Here is an 18,051-nt window from a genome sequence, read left to right as displayed (position 1 = left end):
GGTGAGACGAAAATCGCCCCCCGCGCGCCGGTAGAATCGACAAATAGCCCCCTCCTTCGGGGGAACCCTCCTACCGCCGGAAGGCCGCCGAAGTGTCATCAGCGTCCCCCGCTGCCGCGCCCGACGTCACCAACCCGGACGTAGTCCTCGTTGTCGACTTCGGCGCCCAGTACGCCCAGCTCATCGCCCGTCGCGTCCGCGAGGCGCGGGTCTACAGCGAGATCGTCCCGTCCACCATGCCGGTGGCCGAGATGCTGGCCAAGAACCCGAAGGCGATCATCCTCTCCGGCGGCCCGTCCTCCGTGTACGCGGAGGCCGCCCCGCGCCTCGACCGCGCGCTCTTCGAGGCCGGCGTCCCCGTCTTCGGCATGTGCTACGGCTTCCAGCTGATGGCGCAGACCCTGGGCGGCACCGTCGACGACAACGGCGCCCGCGAGTACGGCCGCACCCCGCTGCACGTCTCCAAGGCCGGCTCCACCCTCTTCGAGGGCACCCCGGTCGAGCAGTCCGTCTGGATGTCGCACGGCGACGCCTGCTCCGCCGCCCCCGAGGGCTTCACCGTCACCGCCTCCACCGACGTGGTCCCGGTCGCCGCCTTCGAGAACGACGCGAAGAAGCTCTACGGCGTCCAGTACCACCCCGAGGTGCTGCACACCACGCACGGCCAGCAGATCCTGGAGCACTTCCTCTACCGCGGCGCCGGCATCCAGCCCACCTGGACGACCGGCAACGTGATCGAGGAGCAGGTCGCGGCCATCCGCGCCCAGGTCGGCGACAAGCGCGCCATCTGCGGCCTCTCCGGCGGCGTCGACTCCGCCGTGGCCGCCGCCCTCGTCCAGAAGGCCATCGGCTCGCAGCTCACCTGCGTCTACGTCGACCACGGCCTGATGCGCAAGGGCGAGACCGAGCAGGTCGAGAAGGACTTCGTGGCCGCCACCGGCGTCCAGCTGAAGGTCGTCGACGCGCAGGAGCGCTTCCTCACCGCCCTCGCCGGCGTCTCCGACCCGGAGACCAAGCGCAAGATCATCGGCCGTGAGTTCATCCGCGTCTTCGAGCAGGCGCAGCTGGAGATCCTCCAGGAGGAGGGCCCCGAGGTCGCCTTCCTCGTGCAGGGCACCCTCTACCCGGACATCGTCGAGTCCGGCGGCGGCACCGGCACCGCCAACATCAAGTCCCACCACAACGTGGGCGGCCTCCCCGAGGACCTGGAGTTCGAGCTCGTCGAGCCGCTGCGCCAGCTCTTCAAGGACGAGGTCCGCATGGTCGGCCAGGAGCTCGGCCTGCCCGACGAGATCGTCCAGCGCCAGCCCTTCCCGGGCCCCGGCCTCGGCATCCGCATCGTCGGCGAGGTCACCAAGGAGCGCCTGGACCTCCTCCGCGACGCCGACGCCATCGCCCGCGAGGAGCTGACCGCCGCCGGTCTCGACCGCGAGATCTGGCAGTGCCCGGTCGTGCTGCTCGCCGACGTCCGCTCCGTCGGCGTCCAGGGCGACGGCCGCACCTACGGCCACCCGATCGTCCTGCGCCCGGTCTCCTCCGAGGACGCCATGACGGCCGACTGGTCGCGCCTGCCCTACGAGGTCCTCGCCCGGATCTCCACCCGCATCACCAACGAGGTCGCCGACGTCAACCGCGTCGTCCTCGACGTCACCAGCAAGCCCCCGGGCACCATCGAGTGGGAGTGACCCCTCCCGCCCGCGCACGAGGCCGCCGTCCCCGCACCCCGGGGACGGCGGCCTCGCCGCTTCCCGGCCCCCGGACGGAGACCGTTCCCGTCCGGAGTCTGGTGACTTGACCGGCCGGGCGTTACCTTCCGGCGCATGACCGAGATACCGGCCCCCGTCCCCGTCGACCGGCTCCACTTCGCCATGCCGCCCGTGCACGCGACGGCAGCGGAGGAACGCGCCCACCGCAAGCAGCGGCTCGCCGGCGCGCTCCGCCTCTTCGGACGGCTCGGGTACGAGGAGGGCGTCTCCGGCCACATCACCGTCCGCGACCCCGAGTACGACGACTGCTACTGGGTGAACCCCTTCGGCGCCCCCTTCGGCGACCTCACCGCGAGCGACCTCGTCCTCGCCAACGGCGACGGCCAGGTCGTCCTCGGCGGCCAGCACGTCAACCAGGCCGCCTTCACCGTCCACGCCCAGGTCCACCGCGCCCGCCCGGACGCCGTCGCCGTCGCCCACACCCACTCCACCCACGGCCGCGCCCTGGCCGCCCTCGGCGAACTCCTCGACCCCCTCACCCAGGAGGCGTGCGCCTTCTACCAGGACCACGCCCTCTACGACGCCTACACCGGCGTCACCGTCGACACCGAGGAGGCCCGCCGCGTCGCCCTCGCCCTCGGCCCCTTCAAGGGCATCGTCCTGCGCAACCACGGCCTCCTCACCGTCGGCTCCTCCGTCGACGCCGCCGCCTGGTGGTTCATCGCCATGGACCGCTGCGCCCGCATCCAGCTCGCCGCCCGCGCCGCCGGCAAACCCGTCCTCATCGACCACAAGGACGCCGTCGCCACCCGCGAACAGCTCGGCAGCGACCTCGTCGCCTGGATCAACTACCAGCCCCTCTGGCGCAGGATCAGCCGAGCGGAGCCCGAACTCCTGTCGTAGCACCATCGCTTCACCCTTCTGTACGTCAATGGGATGGCGCGGCAATCACTCTCCGACGGGGCGCACGCGGCCCTCGCGAGCACCCTCGGTGCGGAACAATTCCGAGGAATCAGCGGCAGGTTGAGCTCGAAACCTCGAACTCGGGAAGTGACGGCACCGTGGCGGTTCAAGAGGCGAGACAGTACGGCGGGCGCCACGGCGCCGGCGAGCACCCCACGGCCTGCGCCGGCTGCGCCCACTGCGGCGAGACTGGCCACCGCCGGGCCGTCGCCGCCTTCCTCGCCCGCCGTGAGGAACTCGCCGCCGGCCACGGCGTCCCCGCCGCCGTCGCCCACTCCCCGGTCGCCGCCCGCCAGTGGGTCTCCGACGAGCTCGCCCAGTCCGCCCGCGCCGTCACCGCCCACGGCCGCGAGGCCGGACTCGCCTGGCTCACCCGCGTCCGCACCGGCAGCCTCGCCGCCGTCTGGGCCGCCGTCCTCGCCCTCCTCCTCGGCCAGGCCCTCACCGCCCTCGGCACCGGCTGGACCGCCGCCCGCACCGCGGGCCTCTGCACCGCGCTCCTCCTCGCCGTCCCGCTCACCGCCGCCGCCCACGCCCACCGCGCCCGCGGCGGCCTCCTCGCCCCGCTCACCGGCGAGGACAACCGGCTCTCCACCACCCGCGCCGTCGCCGCCGCCTGGCTCCTCTTCCTCTGCTACGCCCTCCTCTTCCTCACCTCCCGCTCCCTGACCGCCACCGCCTTCGGCCTCTCCGGCGCCGCCGGGCTCGTCACCGTCCTCGCCCTCGTCTCCGCCGTCGCCGTCACCGCCCGGCTCGTCGTCTCCACCCGGATCGCCGCCCAGCGGCTCCAGAAGGTCCGCGCCGACCGGCCCCGCGCCGCCGACCTCCTCTGCGACGACAACGGCCGCGCCGACCTCGCCGACGTCCAGTACGTCCTCGTCTCCGGCGCCGTCCTCGCCTTCGCCGCCACCCGCCTCGCCGCCGACCCGGCCCACCTCCCCGAACTGCCCTGGTCCCTCGCCCTCCTCGTCGCCGTCTCCGCCGCCTGGCACCTGGCCGCCAAGTGCACCGAGGGCGGCCGCCCCGCCGTCCACGCCGTGGTCCGCGCCCGCGAGGCCGGCGACCTCGACGCCCCCATCCGCACCGGCGACGACATCGAGATCCGCGGCCACGGCTTCGTCCCGCCCGGCGCCGCCGCCCCCGACCCGCTGACCCGGCTCGTCGTCCGCATCGGCCCCGTCCACGCCCACGTCCCTCTGGTCCCGGTCCCCGGCGGCTTCGCCAACCCGACCGACACCGTCCTGACCGTCCCCCTCCCCGCCGACGTCGAGCCCGGCCGGGTCGACGTCTCCGTCGTCACCGCCGCCGGATTCGAGACCAACCGGGTGACGATCGACGTCCTCGACTGAGGATCCCGCCCCGAAAGCCCCTCCACCTGTGTCCCTTCACAGGACAAGCGGAGACAATCGATCCGCGAACAGTCGTACGGGGTGTGGAGAGGTGAGCGATCATGGCCGAGTACCTGGACCGCACCGGCGGGACCACCCCGCGACGCCGCCGCACGGACGAGTGGAAGGCCACCGCCTCCCGCTACGCCCTCCTCCCGCTCCGGATCTTCCTCGGCGTCACCTTCGTCTACGCCGGCCTCGACAAACTCACCGACCCGGCCTTCTTCGCCGACTCCGGAGCCGGCTCCATCGGCGACACCATGCGCGGCGTCCGCGACTCCTCGGCCATCCCCGGACTCGTCGACCTCGCCCTCAACAGCCCCACCGGCTTCGGCTACGCCATCGCCTTCGGCGAGATCGCCGTCGGCCTCGGCACCCTCCTGGGCCTCCTCGCCCGACTGGCCGCCCTCGGCGGCGTCCTCATCTCGCTGAGCCTCTGGTTCACCGTGAGCTGGCAGGTCGAGCCGTACTACCTCGGCAACGACCTCGCCTACCTCATGGCCTGGCTGCCGCTGCTGCTCGCCGGGGCCCCGGTGCTCTCCGCCGACCGGCTCCTCGCCGAACGCCGCCGTATGCCGTAGGCCACCCAGGTCACCAGGCCGGCCACCCCCAGCCCCCCGCACATCACCGGGATCGCCAGCCACCAGGGGACCGACCAGGCGCCGGCGAGCTCCCCGCCGTAGGCCCCGGCCAGGGCGAGGGCGGCCACGCCGACGACCAGCCGGCCCGGACGGAACTCATGAAGCAGCACGGGTGACCTCCACCTGTCCAAGGCCGACCTCCAACGAGAGGTCCAGCGTCCCCGCCGGGTCGATCCCGGCGGCCGGGTCCAGCGTCCGCGTCTCGTCGCGGTCCGGGGCGATGTCGATGTCGTCGGGCGCCTGCCCGGGCAGCTGGAGATCGCCGAGACCCACCTGGGCGTGGAGCTTCACCACCACGTCCCGCGGCACCACCACCTCCAGCTTCCCCGCGCCCACGTCGACCGCCGTCGACACCGTCGTCCCCTCGGGCACCGACAGCCGGGACAGGTCCAGCGTCCCCACACCCGACCCGAGGTCGTACCGCGCCTGCACGGCGGCCACCGTGGGCGGCGTCCACGTCTGACGCGTCCAGTCCGTGGTGATCTTGTCCGGCAAGGCGATCGCGCCGGCCAGCAGCGCCGCCGTCACCACCGTCTGGAAGATCGTGCCGAAGCCGGTGCGCCCCAGGAAACTGCTGACGACCAGCCCCAGGCCGAACACCGCGAGCGCGGCCGCCAGACCCGTCGCCAGACTGGTGCCCAGCGGCTGCGACTCCCACGTCAGGGCCGTGCCCGTGATCGCGGCGGCGAACGCCAGGAGATGCACGATGCCCGCGATCGAGTACGGGCTGCGCCGCACCGAGGGCTCCGGACGCTCCGGATCCACCTGCGGGCCCCACTGGCTGCCCGGCTTCGGCACCTCGCCGCCGACCTTGCCCTCGCGGTCGACGATGCCGTGCGGGCCCCACATGTAGCCGATGGCCACCTTGCCCGTCGAACCGTCCTTCACGATCGGGTCGCGCCACCACGAGCCGAGCTCGATGAACGTCAGCGGCGGGGCCTTCGCCTCCGGCGGCACCGGGACCCGCCCGTGCGGAGCCTTCGGCTTGGCCTCCGGATCGCCCTCGGCCGCCTCTCCCTCGGCAAGCGGCCGCCGCTGCGACCAGTAGGCCGCACCGGCCGTCGCCAGCGTCAGCAGCACCGCGAAGCCCAACAGCGAGCCCGTGCGCAGCATCGACAGGAAGATGCCGCAGCCCACCAGCGCCATGAGTATCGCCGCGAGCGAGGCGCCGGACACCCGGCCGGTCAGCAGCCGCCGACCCTCGCTCTCCTCCTCGTCCACGAGCGTGATCAGCAACCACGCGAAGCCGTAGAAGATCAGCCCTATGCCGCCGGTTACCGCCAGCACCGCCAGCACGATCCGGAAGATCACCGGATCCATGTCGAAGTACCGGCCGAGACCGCCGCAGACCCCGCCGACCACTCGGCTCGTGCGCGAGCGGCGCAGGGGAGCCGTGGAGGCGGCATCGGCCGCCGGCGGAGCCTCGTGCTGCGTGGGCCGCGAAGGCGTGGAACTCGTCATGGGTCCATGGTGACCGCCCGTGACCCCCGGACGGCACCGGGAACGACCCTGGCACGACCCTGATATTCGAGGGGGCCCCGACCCCGAGGCGATCCCGGGGTCGATCTCAGGGCCGACCCTGATACCCCGGGAGGGCCGGACGTGTGACGATCGGTACATGTCCGCAACCGCTCGTGTCACCGAACTCGACGAACCGCCCGTGCGCAGGCTCTACCGGAGCGCCGACGGCCGGTGGCTCGGCGGTGTCGCACGCGGCCTCGCCGGACACCTCGGTCTGCCCGTCGCCTGGGTGCGCGCCGTCTTCGCGGTGCTCGTCCTCACCGAGGGCCTCGGACTGCTGCTCTACGCGATCTTCTGGATCGTCGTCCCGCTCGGGGTCGGCGGCCGGGGCGAGCCCCGCTCGCTGTTCGAGGCCACCGAGGACGGCAGACGCCGGCTCCGCAAACCCGACCGCGGCCAGATCCTCGCCCTCATCGCCCTCGCGATCGGCGCGTCCGTCTTCATCGCGAACCTGCGGATCGACGGCGAGACCGGCCGGTACGTGTGGCCGACGCTCCTCATCGGCGTCGGCGTCGTCCTGGTGTGGCGGCAGGCGGACAACGCCCGCCGCGACATCTGGATGGGCCGGGAGGTCAAGCACGGGCGCGGCTTCCACCTCGTGCGCGGGCTCGTCGGCGTGGCCCTGGTCGGCACCGGGCTCGCCGTCTTCGTGGTCGTGCGCGGCTCCGTCGCGCAGATCGGCACCGCGCTCACCGCCGCCGTCGCCGTCCTCACCGGCATAGCGCTGCTCGCCGGCCCCTGGCTGATCCGCATGTCGCAGGACCTGACCGCGGAGCGGACGCTGCGCATCCGCGCCCAGGAGCGGGCCGAGGTCGCCGCCCACGTCCACGACTCCGTCCTGCACACCCTCACCCTGATCCAGCGCAACGCCGACGACGCCGGAGAGGTCCGCAGGCTCGCCCGCGCCCAGGAGCGCGAGTTGCGGAACTGGCTCTACAAGCCCGAGGGCACCGGCAAGGACGAGGAGCCCGAGACCCTCGCCGAGGCGGTGAAGCGGTCCGCCGCCGAGGTCGAGGACAAGCACGGCGTGCCGCTGGAGGTCGTCGTCGTCGGCGACTGCCCTCTCGACGAGAAGCTGACCGCGCAGATGCAGGCCGCGCGCGAGGCGATGGTCAACGCCGCGAAGTACGGTGGCGAGGGCGGGGCCGTGCAGGTGTACGCGGAGGTCGAGGGGCGCACGGTGTTCGTCTCGGTGCGCGACAGGGGCCCCGGATTCGACCTGGACGAGGTCCCCGAGGACAGAATGGGCGTACGAGAATCGATCATCGGCCGGATGCAGCGCAACGGCGGCACCGCCCGCCTGCGGGCCGTACCGGGCGGGGGCACGGAAGTCGAGCTGGAGATGGAGAGGGCGGACGGATGAGCGACGAGACCGGGGCGACGACCGGAGCCGACGGGGAGACGGGGCCGGGCGCGGCGGGCGGTGCCGGGCGCCGGGTGCGGGTCGTCCTCGTCGACGACCACCGCATGTTCCGCACCGGCGTACAGGCCGAGATCGGGCGGACCGAGACCACCGGCGTCGAGGTCGTCGGCGAGGCCGCCGACGTCGACCAGGCCGTCACCGTGATCACCGCCACCAGACCGGAGGTCGTCCTCCTCGACGTCCACCTGCCCGGCGGCGGCGGGGTCGAGGTGCTCCGCCGCTGCGCCGGGCTGATGGGCGCCGCCGAGGACCCGGTCCGCTTCCTCGCGCTCTCCGTCTCGGACGCGGCGGAGGACGTGATCGGCGTGATCCGGGGCGGCGCCCGCGGCTACGTCACCAAGACGATCACCGGCACTGACCTGGTGGACTCGATCTTCCGGGTCCAGGAGGGCGACGCCGTCTTCTCCCCGCGCCTCGCCGGCTTCGTCCTGGACGCCTTCGCCTCCACCGACGCGCCCCCGGTGGACGAGGACCTGGACCGGCTGACCCAGCGGGAGCGGGAGGTGCTCCGGCTGATCGCCCGCGGTTACGCGTACAAGGAGGTCGCCAAGCAGCTCTACATCTCGGTGAAGACCGTCGAGTCGCACGTCTCCGCGGTGCTCCGCAAGCTCCAGCTCTCCAACCGGCACGAGCTGACCCGCTGGGCCACCGCCCGCCGCCTGGTCTGAGCCCGGGTTCAGACGACCCGGGTGGCGCCCGCGAAGGGCATCTCGTCGATCGGCGCGATCCGGATCGGGGCGCCCGGCCGGGGCGCGTGGACCATCTGGCCTCCGCCGATGTAGAGGCCGACGTGGCTGATGCCGGAGTAGAAGAAGACCAGGTCGCCCGGGGCCAGCTCGGAGCGGGAGACCCGGCGCCCCGCGTTGATCTGGGTGTAGGTGGTGCGGGGCAGGGAGACCCCGGCGGCGCGCCACGCGGCCTGGGTGAGCCCCGAGCAGTCGTAGCCCGAGGGGCCGGTGGCGCCCCAGACGTACGGCTTGCCGAGCTGGGCGCGGGCGAAGGAGATCGCGGCGGAGGCGCGGCCGGTGGGTGCGGCGACCGGGCCCCGGTCGCCGGAGGAGCGGTCCGCCCGGGCCGCGGTGCCGCCGGTGGCCGCTGAGCCGGTGCCGGTGCCTGTGGTCGCGGCGGCGGTTCCGGTGGTGCCGGCGTGGGCTGTCGTGCCGGGTGGGGGTGTGGCGCGGGCGGCGACGGCCGCTTCGTACCGGGCCCGTTCCTCGGCGGTGAGCCGGGCCAGGAGTTCGCGGGCGGCGGTGAGCTTGCCGAGGACGGTGGCCTTCTGGCGCCGCAGCTCGGCCTCGTGGCCGCGCAGGGCGGTGAGCCTGCCCGCGGATTCGGCGCGCAGTTGGGCGAGTCCGGCCAGCTCTCTGCGTACGGAGGTGAGGGTGGCGGCCTGCCGGTCGCCGGCCTTCTGGGCGAGGGCGGCCCGCTCCAGGTACTCGTCCGGGTCCGAGGTGAGGGCGAGCTGGACGGCCGGGTCGAGTCCGCCGGAGCGGTACTGGGCCGCGGCGACGGCGCCGAGGCTCTGGCGGGCGGTGTTCAGCCGCTCGGTGCGGCGGGCGGCCTCGTCGCGGAGCCGGTCGTAGGAGACGCGGGCGGCGTCGGCCCGCTCCTTCGCGCCGTTGTACCGCTCGGTGGCGGCCTCGGCCTCCTGGTAGAGCCGGTCGACCTCGGTCCTGACCTGGGCGGGGGTGCGGCCGGGGGCCGCCGGGTCGGCGTGCCCGGAACCCTCGAAGAGGGTCGCGGTGGCCGCGGAGGCCAGGGCCAGCGTGGCGGCCGTGCGGGCCGCGGGGCGGCCGAGCGACGACGGCCGGGGTTTTCGGTGAGCTGCCACGAGGGCGGGTCACATCCTCTCCCTGTGGGGGACGGTGCCGGCCGGGGCCGGCGGCGGACCGCACAGGGGAGACGGGCCGCCGCCGGGGTTCTCCGGCGGGGTCGGCCGGCACCGCCGGGTGGTCCGGCGGGTGGGGAGCCGGCCACCTGGGGAAGGACGCTAGACCCGGCGGTCACGACGAGGCGGCGGGTTGACGGCTATTGGCGCCGGATGACCCTCCGGGACCGTTCCCTTTCGCCGGCCGGGGTGGTCGGCGAAGGATTCCGTGGAGCGGGCGACCGAAGCGGGGGAGTGGGTGGACCCGGCCGGAGAGCGGTGCTAGGGGCCCGGTTAGGCTCCGCCCCATGGACGTCCTCATCAATGTCTTCGTCGCGCTGCACATCATCGGCATCGCCTCCCTCCTGGGCGGATTCCTCACCCAGATGAAGGCGATCGGGGCCGGCACGGCCCGCTTCACCCCCGCCATGCTGCACGGCGCGCTGACCATGCTGGTCACCGGCGTCGCGCTCGTCGGCCTCAACCAGGCCGACGACCAGACGGTCAACAACATCAAGATCGGCGTCAAGCTGCTGATCCTCGTGGCGATCCTCGGGATCGTCTACGTCAAGCGCGACGAGGAGACCGCCGACAAGGGCCTCTTCGCCGCCGTCGGCGGCCTGACCACGGCGAACATCTTCATCGCGACCCTCTGGACGTGAGCCCGGCGTGAGTCGGAGGCGGGCCGGGACGGGCCGGGGGAGCCGGGTGCGGGCCCCCGGCCGGGGCCCGCGTGCGGGCCGTCACGTCGGCGACCTGACGAAGGCGGGACCGGATGTCGGTGCGGCGTCCTAGACTCGTGAGGCGATGAGCAGCCTCTTTGACGACAGCTTCCTGGCCGGCCTCCAGTCCCACTCCCCGGAGGACGCCCCGCCCCCGCCCGAGGACTACGAGCACGGCTCCCCGGCCGCGGAGGACGTTCCGCACGACCTGTTCGGGGAGCACTTCGACGCGCCCCCGCCCCGGGACCCGTACTACCGGGACGGCGCGCACCGCCCCGTCGTGGACCCGGCCGCCCTGCTGGACGGGCTGAACGAGCAGCAGCGCGCCGCTGTCGTCCACACCGACACCCCGCTGCTCATCGTGGCCGGCGCCGGCTCCGGCAAGACCCGGGTCCTCACCCACCGCATCGCCCACCTCCTGGGCACCCGGCACGTGCACCCCGGCCAGATACTGGCGATCACCTTCACCAACAAGGCCGCCGGCGAGATGAAGGAGCGCGTCGAGCAGCTCGTCGGCCCGCGTGCGCACGCGATGTGGGTCATGACCTTCCACAGCGCCTGCGTCCGCATCCTGCGCCGCGAGTCGAAGCGCCTCGGCTTCACCTCGTCCTTCTCGATCTACGACGCCGCCGACTCCAAGCGCCTGATGGCGCTGGTCTGCCGCGACCTGGACCTCGACCCGAAGAAGTTCCCGCCGAAGTCCTTCAGCGCCAAGATCTCCAACCTGAAGAACGAGCTGATCGACGAGGAGTCCTTCGCCGACCAGGCCGCCGACGGCTTCGAGAAGACGCTGGCCGAGGCGTACCGGATGTACCAGGCGCGCCTGCGCGAGGCCAACGCGCTGGACTTCGACGACATCATCATGACGACGGTCCACCTGCTCCAGGCGTTCCCCGACGTCGCCGAGCACTACCGCCGCCGCTTCCGCCACGTCCTCGTCGACGAGTACCAGGACACCAACCACGCCCAGTACACCCTGGTGCGCGAGCTGGTCGGCACCGGCTACGAGGACCTCGGCCCGGCCGAGCTGTGCGTCGTCGGCGACGCCGACCAGTCGATCTACGCCTTCCGCGGCGCGACCATCCGCAACATCCTCCAGTTCGAGGAGGACTACCCGGACGCGACGACGATCCTCCTGGAGCAGAACTACCGCTCCACCCAGACGATCCTCTCGGCCGCCAACGCGGTCATCGAGCGCAACGAGTCGCGCCGCCCCAAGAACCTGTGGACCAACGCCGGCGCGGGCGCCCAGATCACCGGCTACGTCGCGGACACCGAGCACGACGAGGCCCAGTTCGTCGCCGACGAGATCGACCGGCTCACCGACGCGGGCGAGGCCAAGGCCGGGGACGTCGCCGTCTTCTACCGGACCAACGCCCAGTCCCGCGTCTTCGAAGAGATCTTCATCCGCGTCGGACTGCCCTACAAGGTCGTCGGCGGCGTGCGCTTCTACGAGCGCAAGGAGGTCCGGGACGTCCTCGCCTACCTGCGCGTCCTCGCCAACCCCGAGGACAACGTGCCGCTCCGCCGCATCCTCAACGTGCCCAAGCGCGGCATCGGCGAGCGCGCCGAGGCGATGATCGACGCCCTCTCGCTGCGCGAGAAGATCACCTTCCCGCAGGCCCTCAAGCGGGTCGACGAGGCGTACGGCATGGCCGCCCGCTCGGCCAACGCCGTGAAGCGCTTCAACACCCTCATGGACGAGCTGCGCACCATCGCCGAGTCCGGCGCGGGCCCCGCCGTCGTCCTGGAGGCGGTCCTGGAGCGCACCGGCTACCTGGCCGAGCTCCAGGCGTCCACCGACCCGCAGGACGAGACCCGGATCGAGAACCTCCAGGAGCTCGCCGCGGTGGCCCTGGAGTTCGAACAGGAGCGCGGGGAGGCCGCCGCCGCACAGGAAGGCGCCGCACAGGAAGGCGCCGGGCAGGAAGGCGCCGAGCCGGAAGCGGCCGGAGCGGCGGGGGCCGGGGCGGGCACGCTCGCCGAGTTCCTGGAGCGGGTCGCGCTCGTCGCCGACTCCGACCAGATCCCGGACGAGGACGAGGAGGGCTCCGGCGTCATCACGCTGATGACCCTGCACACCGCGAAGGGCCTGGAGTTCCCGGTGGTCTTCCTCACCGGCATGGAGGACGGCGTCTTCCCGCACATGCGCGCCCTCGGCCAGACCAAGGAGCTGGAGGAGGAGCGGCGCCTGGCGTACGTGGGCATCACCCGCGCCCGCGAGCGCCTCTACCTCACGCGCTCGTCGATGCGCAGCGCCTGGGGCCAGCCCTCGTACAACCCGGCCTCCCGCTTCCTGGAGGAGATCCCGCCGGCGTACCTGGAGTGGAAGCGGACGGGGCCGGTGGCGAAGCCCGCGGGGCCGACCTCGGGGATCACCTCTTCGCTGACGTCCTCGCTCTCCTCGTCCCGGGCGCGCTCCGGCCCGTCCGGTTTCGCGACCCGCCGCGCGGGCGGGGAGAAGCCGGTGGTCGCGCTGACGGTCGGCGACCGGGTCACCCACGACCAGTTCGGTCTGGGCACGGTCCTGGCGGTGACGGGCGCGGGCTCGGACGCCCAGGCGACGATCGACTTCGGCGACGAGAAGCCGAAGCGGCTGCTGCTGCGGTACGCGCCGGTCGAGAAGCTGTAGCTGGTCGAGAAGCTGTAGACGGTGTGACACGCCGAGGGGCCCGGTCCGATGGTGGACCGGGCCCCTCGCGCGTGTGTGCGGGCGGGTTCAGCTCGTCGGGTCGAGGCCGTGGCTGCGGAACCAGTCCAGCGGGTCGATCGCGGAGCCGCCGCCGGGCCGGACCTCGAAGTGGAGGTGCGGGCCGGTGGAGTTGCCGGAGTTGCCGGAGTACGCGATGACGTCGCCGGCCTTGACCTGACCCCAGCGGATCTTGGTGCTGCTGAGGTGGCAGTACCAGGTCTCGGTGCCGTCGGCGGCGGTCACGATCGCCATGTTGCCGTAGGCGGAGTTCCACTGGGTGCGGACGGTGCCGTCGGTCGCGGCCATGACGGAGGTGCCGTACTGCACGGGGAAGTCGATGCCGGTGTGCACCGACATCCAGTTGACGCCGGACTGGCCGAAGCGGGCGCTGAGCTGGTGCAGCTTCACCGGAAGCATGTACTTGGGGCGCATCGCCTCGCGGCGTGCGGCCTCCTCCTCGCGCTTCTTCTTGTCGGCGGCCTGGCGCGCCTTGAGGTCGATGCGCTCCTGGGTGCGGCTGGCGCGGTCGCCGAAGTCGCGGACGTCGGCGTCCAGGGCGTTGAGCTGGGTTTCGAGCGCGGTGTTGGCCGCCACCTGCTTCACGGCGGCCTGGTCGGCGGCGGCGAGCGCGGTGGTGTCCTGCTTCTGGCCGTCGGTGCCGGTGCCGGTGAGCCCGCTGACGGAGGCGGCCGCGATGCCGGCGACGCCCATGACGCAGGCGGACGGGACGGCGACGGTCAGCAGGGCGGAGCGCTTGGCGGGGGTACGGCGCCGGGCGCGGCTGCCGCCGGAGGAACGGCGTACGGGACGGGCTCCGGCGGCGGCGTCGGTACGGACCTCGGCGACGGGGGCGTCGATCTCGGTGATCTCGGAGATTTCGCCGAGATCGGCGATCCGGTCGTGCTCGTCGCCGGTGTCGGCCTCGGCGGTCGGCTCGTACGTGAACGCGAACTCGGCGGTCTGGTCGACGCGTTCCGTCGGCGGGACGTACTGATGGGGGACGACCGGATCGGCCAGGTCGGTGGCCTGGTTCCAGGCGGTGGCGTCGTAGGCGCCGGTGTCGGTCGCGAAGGCGGGGGCGGCCCACTGGCCGGTCGCGTCGTACGCCTCGTGCCCGTACGCACCCTGCGCCGCGTAGGTGCCGGAGTGCAGGGTCTCGTACTGGCCGGTGTGCTGGGCCTCGGTCCAGGCGGAGGCGTCCCACTGGCCGGTCGTGTCGTACGCCGTGTGCGCCTCGTGCGCCGCGTACGCCTCGTGCTGCCCGTGCTGCTCGGACTGGCCGTACGCCGTGTCCGTCGCGTAGGCGTCCGTCGCGGTGGCGGTGGAGGTGCCCGTCGCGGTGGTCCACTGGCCGGTGGTGTCCCACTGGCCCGTCGTGTCGTAGCTCCCCGTGGTGGTGGTCCAGGCGCCCGTCTCGTACGCGCCGGTCGTGTCGTACGTGCCGGTGGCGGCGTACTGACCGAGGTCCCACTGGCCGCTGTGGCCGGTCTGTCCGGTGTCGGACCAGGTCCCGAAGAGGGGGTCGGCCGCGAAGCCGCCGGTGGTGTGGGCGCCGTCTCCGGCGTACCCGGCGTGGGGGTGCTGGTCGTTCACCAACGTCTCTCTCGCCTCGGCAGCAGGACCAGTCCGGGGCGGGCCCGACAGGGGTGTCCCGGGGGGAAGCAGTGGCGCGACTGTACCCGGCGGTATGCGGGGCCGACAATCTTCGGAGAGGTTCGCGGGCGCAGGAAACGGGCAATCGGCCGTGTTTCGCCAGCTCACGCACAGACCTTTGGCCTTGTGTTCGAGAGGTGTTCGAAAAACGGGGTCGGGGGTGTCGCCGCGGCGCGGCGGGTTCAGGCCACCGAGGCCGCCCCGGAAGCTCCCGCCGCGCCTCCTTCCGGCATGTTCTCGGCCTCGCCGGCCTCGCTGACCTCGCTGACCTCGCCGGCCTCGCCGGCGTCGAGCGCCGCCAGGACGCCCGTCGCCACCGTCGGGTGCACCGGGAGCGCGAGATGGCCGATACCGCTCACGCGCACGTTGTGCACGAGGAGGTCGGGGTGGTCGAGGCGGGCCGTCTCCACCGGCACCATGATCTGGTCCAGGTCGCTCCAGAAGCTCACGAAGCGGGTCCGGCAGCCCGGCGCCGGAGCGGCCAGCTCCCGCAGCACCTCCGACCCCGGACGCATCTGCCGCACCACCGGGTGCGCGTCGGCGAGCGGCGCCACCGCCGTGCCCGCGTGCGGGGTGCCGAGGGTGACCAGCGTCCGTACCCGCGCGTCACCGCCCAGCCGCTGTACGTAATAACGGGCGATCAGTCCGCCCAGGCTGTGGCCCACGAGGTCCACCTCGGTCCGGCCGGTGCCGGTCAGGAGGGTGTCGATCCGGCTCCCCAGTGCCTCGGCGGCGGTCCGCAGGTCGCAGGTGAGCGGCGAGTGGTTCAGGGAGGCGACGTGGATCCGGCCGTGCCGGGCGAGCGCGCGGCGCAGCAGGAGGAAGGCGGAGCGGTTGTCGACGAAGCCGTGCAGGAGGACCACCGGGCGGCCTCCCCCGGGGGTGACGGGCAGCGGGCCCTCGCCCGGGCGGACGGGGGCGAGCCGCTCGGGGGCGATCCCGGAGGGGTAGAGGACGAGCCGGCCGGTGAGGATCGCGACCTCGAGGGTGGTGGCCTTCAGCTGGGTGGTGACCTTGGCGAACTCCATCGCCGACCTCCCGTGCGGCACATGGGGCCGGGTGGTGCGCCGGTCGCCGGACTCCCGTGCCGTACGGACGGCGGCACGGAACTCCGGCGACCGGCGGTCGCGGCTCCTTTCGCGACCGGCCCCGCGGGCGGCTGGAAGGCCCAGGAGGAGGGCCGGTGCGGGGTGGGCCGCGGAACGAACGTGTCCCACGTGTGATTTCCCCCTCGCCGGGCACCGCGAAACGGCCCGTTGCGGGATGCTGTCGATAACGTTCGTTCACCTCCCCGGCACACAGACGCGCGGGGGTCGCATGTGGAGGCAGTGATGGGTGTGACCGGTCCGATCCGCGTGGTCGTCGCCAAGCCGGGTCTCGACGGCCACGATCGCGGGGCCAAGGTCATCGCGCGGGCCCTGCGCGACGCCGGCATGGAGGTGATCTACACCGGGCTGCACCAGACGCCCGAGCAGATCGTCGACACCGCGATCCAGGAGGATGCCGACGCGATCGGCCTGTCGATCCTCTCGGGCGCGCACAACACGCTCTTCGTCAAGGTCATCGAGCTCCTCAAGGAGCGCGACGCGGAGGACATCAAGGTCTTCGGCGGCGGCATCATCCCCGACGCGGACATCCCGCCGCTGAAGGAGAAGGGCGTCGCGGAGATCTTCACGCCGGGCGCGACGACCGCGTCGATCGTCGACTGGGTGAACGCGAACGTCCGCGTGGCGGCCGCCTGAGGGTCCTCTGGACCCACCCGTGAGACCCACGCGTGCCGGACGGCCGGGAGCCCCCTCCGACGGGTTCCCGGCCGTCCGCGCGTGTACGCGGGGCGGGCTGCACGCGCGCGTACGGGTGGCGAGCGGGTGGTTCAGGCCGCTCCGGCCTGGGCGGATTCCAGTTCGGTACGCATGCGGGCGCGCAGGTCCAGGGTCGCGACCAGGCGCTGGAACGCCTCCGACCAGTAGGCGCCCGCGCCCGGCGAGGTGTCCTCGGCGTCGGGGACCGCCGCCGCCAGCGACTCCAGCCGCCGGGCCGCGGCGGGGGAGAGGCAGCGCTCCGCGAGCCCCATCACACCGCTGAAGCTCCACGGGTAGCTGCCCGCGTCCCGGGCGATGTCCAGGGCGTCGATCACCGCCTCGCCCAGCGGCTCCGCCCAGGGCACCGCGCAGACCCCGAGCAGTTGGAACGCCTCCGACAGGCCGTGCGCCGCCACGAACGCCGCCACCCACCGGGCCCGCTCCGCCGGGTCGAGCGTCGACAGCAACTGCGCCCGCTCGGCCAGCGAGGAGGTTCCCGGACCCGTCGCCGGGGGCACCGACGGGGCGCCGAGGAGCGCGCGCGACCAAGCCGCGTCCCGCTGCCGGACCGCCGCGCGGCACCAGGCCGCGTGCAGCTCCGCCTGCCAGTCGTCGGCGACCGGCAGCGCCACGATCTCCTCCGGCGAGCGCCCGCCGAACCGGGCCGGCCAGCAGGACAGCGGCGCCGCCTCCACCAACTGCCCCAGCCACCAGGACCGCTCGCCCCGGCCCGACGGGGGCACCGCGACCACACCGTCCCGCCGCATCTCCTCACCGCACTCGTGCGGGGCCTCCACGACGACCGTCGGCACGGCCGCCGTCCGGTCCAGGCCCACACAGGTCCCCGCCCGGTCGCCCATGCGGCCCGCGAGCGCCGAGCCGGGCAGGGCGGAGAGCAGTTCGGCGGCGGTCGCCCGGACGTTGCGGCTGCGGTCGGCTAGGGCCGCCTCCAGGAACTCCTCGTCCGCGGCCGACAGCCCGGCGCGCAGCGAGTCCAGGAACATCAGCCGGTCCTCGGCCCGCTCCCCGGACCAGGTGGACGCGAGCAGAGCCCGCCCTGCGGCCGGATCCTCCGCCCGTACGGCACCGAGCAGCGCGACCCGCTCGGCGAACAGGCCCTCCTCCCACAGCGCCCGCACCGCTCCCGCGTCCCCGGGATCCGGCAGGGTGCCGCCCGCGCCGCCGCCCCGCAGGGCGAACCGCCAGTCCGGGTTGAACCGGGCCAGCCACAGCCCGCGCGGCCCGGCCAGGGCAAGCGCCTGCGGCCGTAGATCGGTACGGGCCCTGGCCGCGTCCAGCAGCGCCGGCAGCGCGGCGGACGGCGCCTTGTAGCCGCGCTCACCGGCCAGCGCCAGCCACTGCGGCAGCAGTTCGGCGAGGTCCGGCGCGCTGCCCCTGCGGCCGCCCGCCGGGGCGGGCGCGGCCCGTCCGGCCAGGAGCCCGTCGAGCCGCCGCCGGGCCGCCGCGGGCAGCGCGGGCCGCGGATCCTCCGGCGCCCGCTCGGGCGGTATGGCGGCGGGCCCGGCCCGCAGCCCCGCGCGCCGCCGCAGCGTCCCCCGCGCGGCCGCGTCCAGCAGCTCCCCGGCAGCCGCGGCCCCCCGCGCCCCCGAAAGCGGCCGCCGGTCGGTCCCCAGCAACGCCGCCGTCATCAGCCCCTCCCACCCGGAACCACC

Annotated in this window: 14 protein-coding genes; 9 read left to right on the top strand and 5 right to left on the bottom strand. The window is 73.6% G+C overall.

Going from position 1 to position 18,051, the window contains the following annotated elements:
- The first annotated feature begins 92 nt into the window (after positions 1-92).
- The 4 genes from guaA (at position 93) to ACFXMG_RS15240 (ending at position 4,638) form a co-directional block, all read left to right on the top strand.
- A complete protein-coding gene (gene guaA, locus ACFXMG_RS15255) occupies positions 93-1,685 on the top strand; it encodes a glutamine-hydrolyzing GMP synthase (protein WP_383815610.1) in 1,593 nt (530 codons plus the stop codon).
- A 135-nt stretch (positions 1,686-1,820) separates the two neighbouring features.
- A complete protein-coding gene (locus ACFXMG_RS15250) occupies positions 1,821-2,609 on the top strand; it encodes a class II aldolase/adducin family protein (RefSeq protein ID WP_383815607.1) in 789 nt (262 codons plus the stop codon).
- A gap of 158 nt (positions 2,610-2,767) precedes the next feature.
- Positions 2,768-4,018 (top strand): hypothetical protein, encoded by a 1,251-nt coding sequence (locus tag ACFXMG_RS15245; RefSeq protein ID WP_383815604.1) that lies wholly within the window; start codon positions 2,768-2,770, stop codon positions 4,016-4,018.
- Between the two features lie 101 nt (positions 4,019-4,119).
- Positions 4,120-4,638: a DoxX family membrane protein gene (locus tag ACFXMG_RS15240; protein ID WP_383815601.1), complete on the top strand. Its 519-nt coding sequence runs from the start codon at positions 4,120-4,122 to the stop codon at positions 4,636-4,638.
- Positions 4,639-4,794: 156 nt separating this feature from the next.
- Here the strand turns inward: ACFXMG_RS15240 and ACFXMG_RS15235 are convergent, their stop codons facing one another.
- On the bottom strand, positions 4,795-6,159 hold the full coding sequence (locus ACFXMG_RS15235; RefSeq protein WP_383815598.1) for a PspC domain-containing protein: 1,365 nt from the start codon (positions 6,157-6,159) through the stop codon (positions 4,795-4,797).
- Positions 6,160-6,316: 157 nt separating this feature from the next.
- On the opposite strand from ACFXMG_RS15235, the gene ACFXMG_RS15230 reads away from it, so the two are divergent.
- Positions 6,317-7,582, top strand: a complete 1,266-nt coding sequence (locus tag ACFXMG_RS15230; protein ID WP_383815595.1) for a PspC domain-containing protein — start codon at positions 6,317-6,319, stop codon at positions 7,580-7,582.
- Entirely contained in the window at positions 7,579-8,310 is a 732-nt protein-coding gene (locus tag ACFXMG_RS15225; protein ID WP_383815593.1) for a LuxR C-terminal-related transcriptional regulator, read from the top strand. Before ACFXMG_RS15230 ends, ACFXMG_RS15225 begins: the two co-directional genes overlap by 4 nt.
- A gap of 8 nt (positions 8,311-8,318) precedes the next feature.
- Here ACFXMG_RS15225 and ACFXMG_RS15220 read toward each other — a convergent pair whose 3' ends face one another.
- Complete coding sequence (locus tag ACFXMG_RS15220; RefSeq protein WP_383815590.1) at positions 8,319-9,473, bottom strand: NlpC/P60 family protein; 1,155 nt, start codon at positions 9,471-9,473, stop codon at positions 8,319-8,321.
- Between the two features lie 344 nt (positions 9,474-9,817).
- Between ACFXMG_RS15220 and ACFXMG_RS15215 the strand changes: the two genes are divergently transcribed.
- Both ACFXMG_RS15215 and ACFXMG_RS15210 read left to right on the top strand, forming a co-directional pair.
- Positions 9,818-10,171: a hypothetical protein gene (locus tag ACFXMG_RS15215; protein WP_383815587.1), complete on the top strand. Its 354-nt coding sequence runs from the start codon at positions 9,818-9,820 to the stop codon at positions 10,169-10,171.
- Between the two features lie 145 nt (positions 10,172-10,316).
- Complete coding sequence (locus ACFXMG_RS15210) at positions 10,317-12,863, top strand: ATP-dependent DNA helicase (protein WP_383815584.1); 2,547 nt, start codon at positions 10,317-10,319, stop codon at positions 12,861-12,863.
- A gap of 87 nt (positions 12,864-12,950) precedes the next feature.
- On the opposite strand, the gene ACFXMG_RS15205 is transcribed toward ACFXMG_RS15210, so the two are convergent.
- Both ACFXMG_RS15205 and ACFXMG_RS15200 read right to left on the bottom strand, forming a co-directional pair.
- Positions 12,951-14,516: a M23 family metallopeptidase gene (locus ACFXMG_RS15205; protein WP_383815582.1), complete on the bottom strand. Its 1,566-nt coding sequence runs from the start codon at positions 14,514-14,516 to the stop codon at positions 12,951-12,953.
- Positions 14,517-14,758: 242 nt separating this feature from the next.
- Positions 14,759-15,604: a lipase family alpha/beta hydrolase gene (locus ACFXMG_RS15200; protein WP_383815580.1), complete on the bottom strand. Its 846-nt coding sequence runs from the start codon at positions 15,602-15,604 to the stop codon at positions 14,759-14,761.
- A 303-nt stretch (positions 15,605-15,907) separates the two neighbouring features.
- On the opposite strand from ACFXMG_RS15200, the gene ACFXMG_RS15195 reads away from it, so the two are divergent.
- Positions 15,908-16,318: a cobalamin B12-binding domain-containing protein gene (locus tag ACFXMG_RS15195; protein WP_383465321.1), complete on the top strand. Its 411-nt coding sequence runs from the start codon at positions 15,908-15,910 to the stop codon at positions 16,316-16,318.
- A gap of 131 nt (positions 16,319-16,449) precedes the next feature.
- Here ACFXMG_RS15195 and ACFXMG_RS15190 read toward each other — a convergent pair whose 3' ends face one another.
- Positions 16,450-18,027: a DUF5691 domain-containing protein gene (locus ACFXMG_RS15190; RefSeq protein WP_383815578.1), complete on the bottom strand. Its 1,578-nt coding sequence runs from the start codon at positions 18,025-18,027 to the stop codon at positions 16,450-16,452.
- Between the last annotated feature and the right edge of the window lie 24 nt (positions 18,028-18,051).

It is taken from the genome of Streptomyces sp. NPDC059201 (assembly GCF_042754585.1).
In the GTDB taxonomy this organism is placed as follows: domain Bacteria; phylum Actinomycetota; class Actinomycetes; order Streptomycetales; family Streptomycetaceae; genus Streptomyces.
Note: the sequence above shows the minus strand (reverse complement) of the source record. Positions and strands in the feature narration are given on the sequence as shown.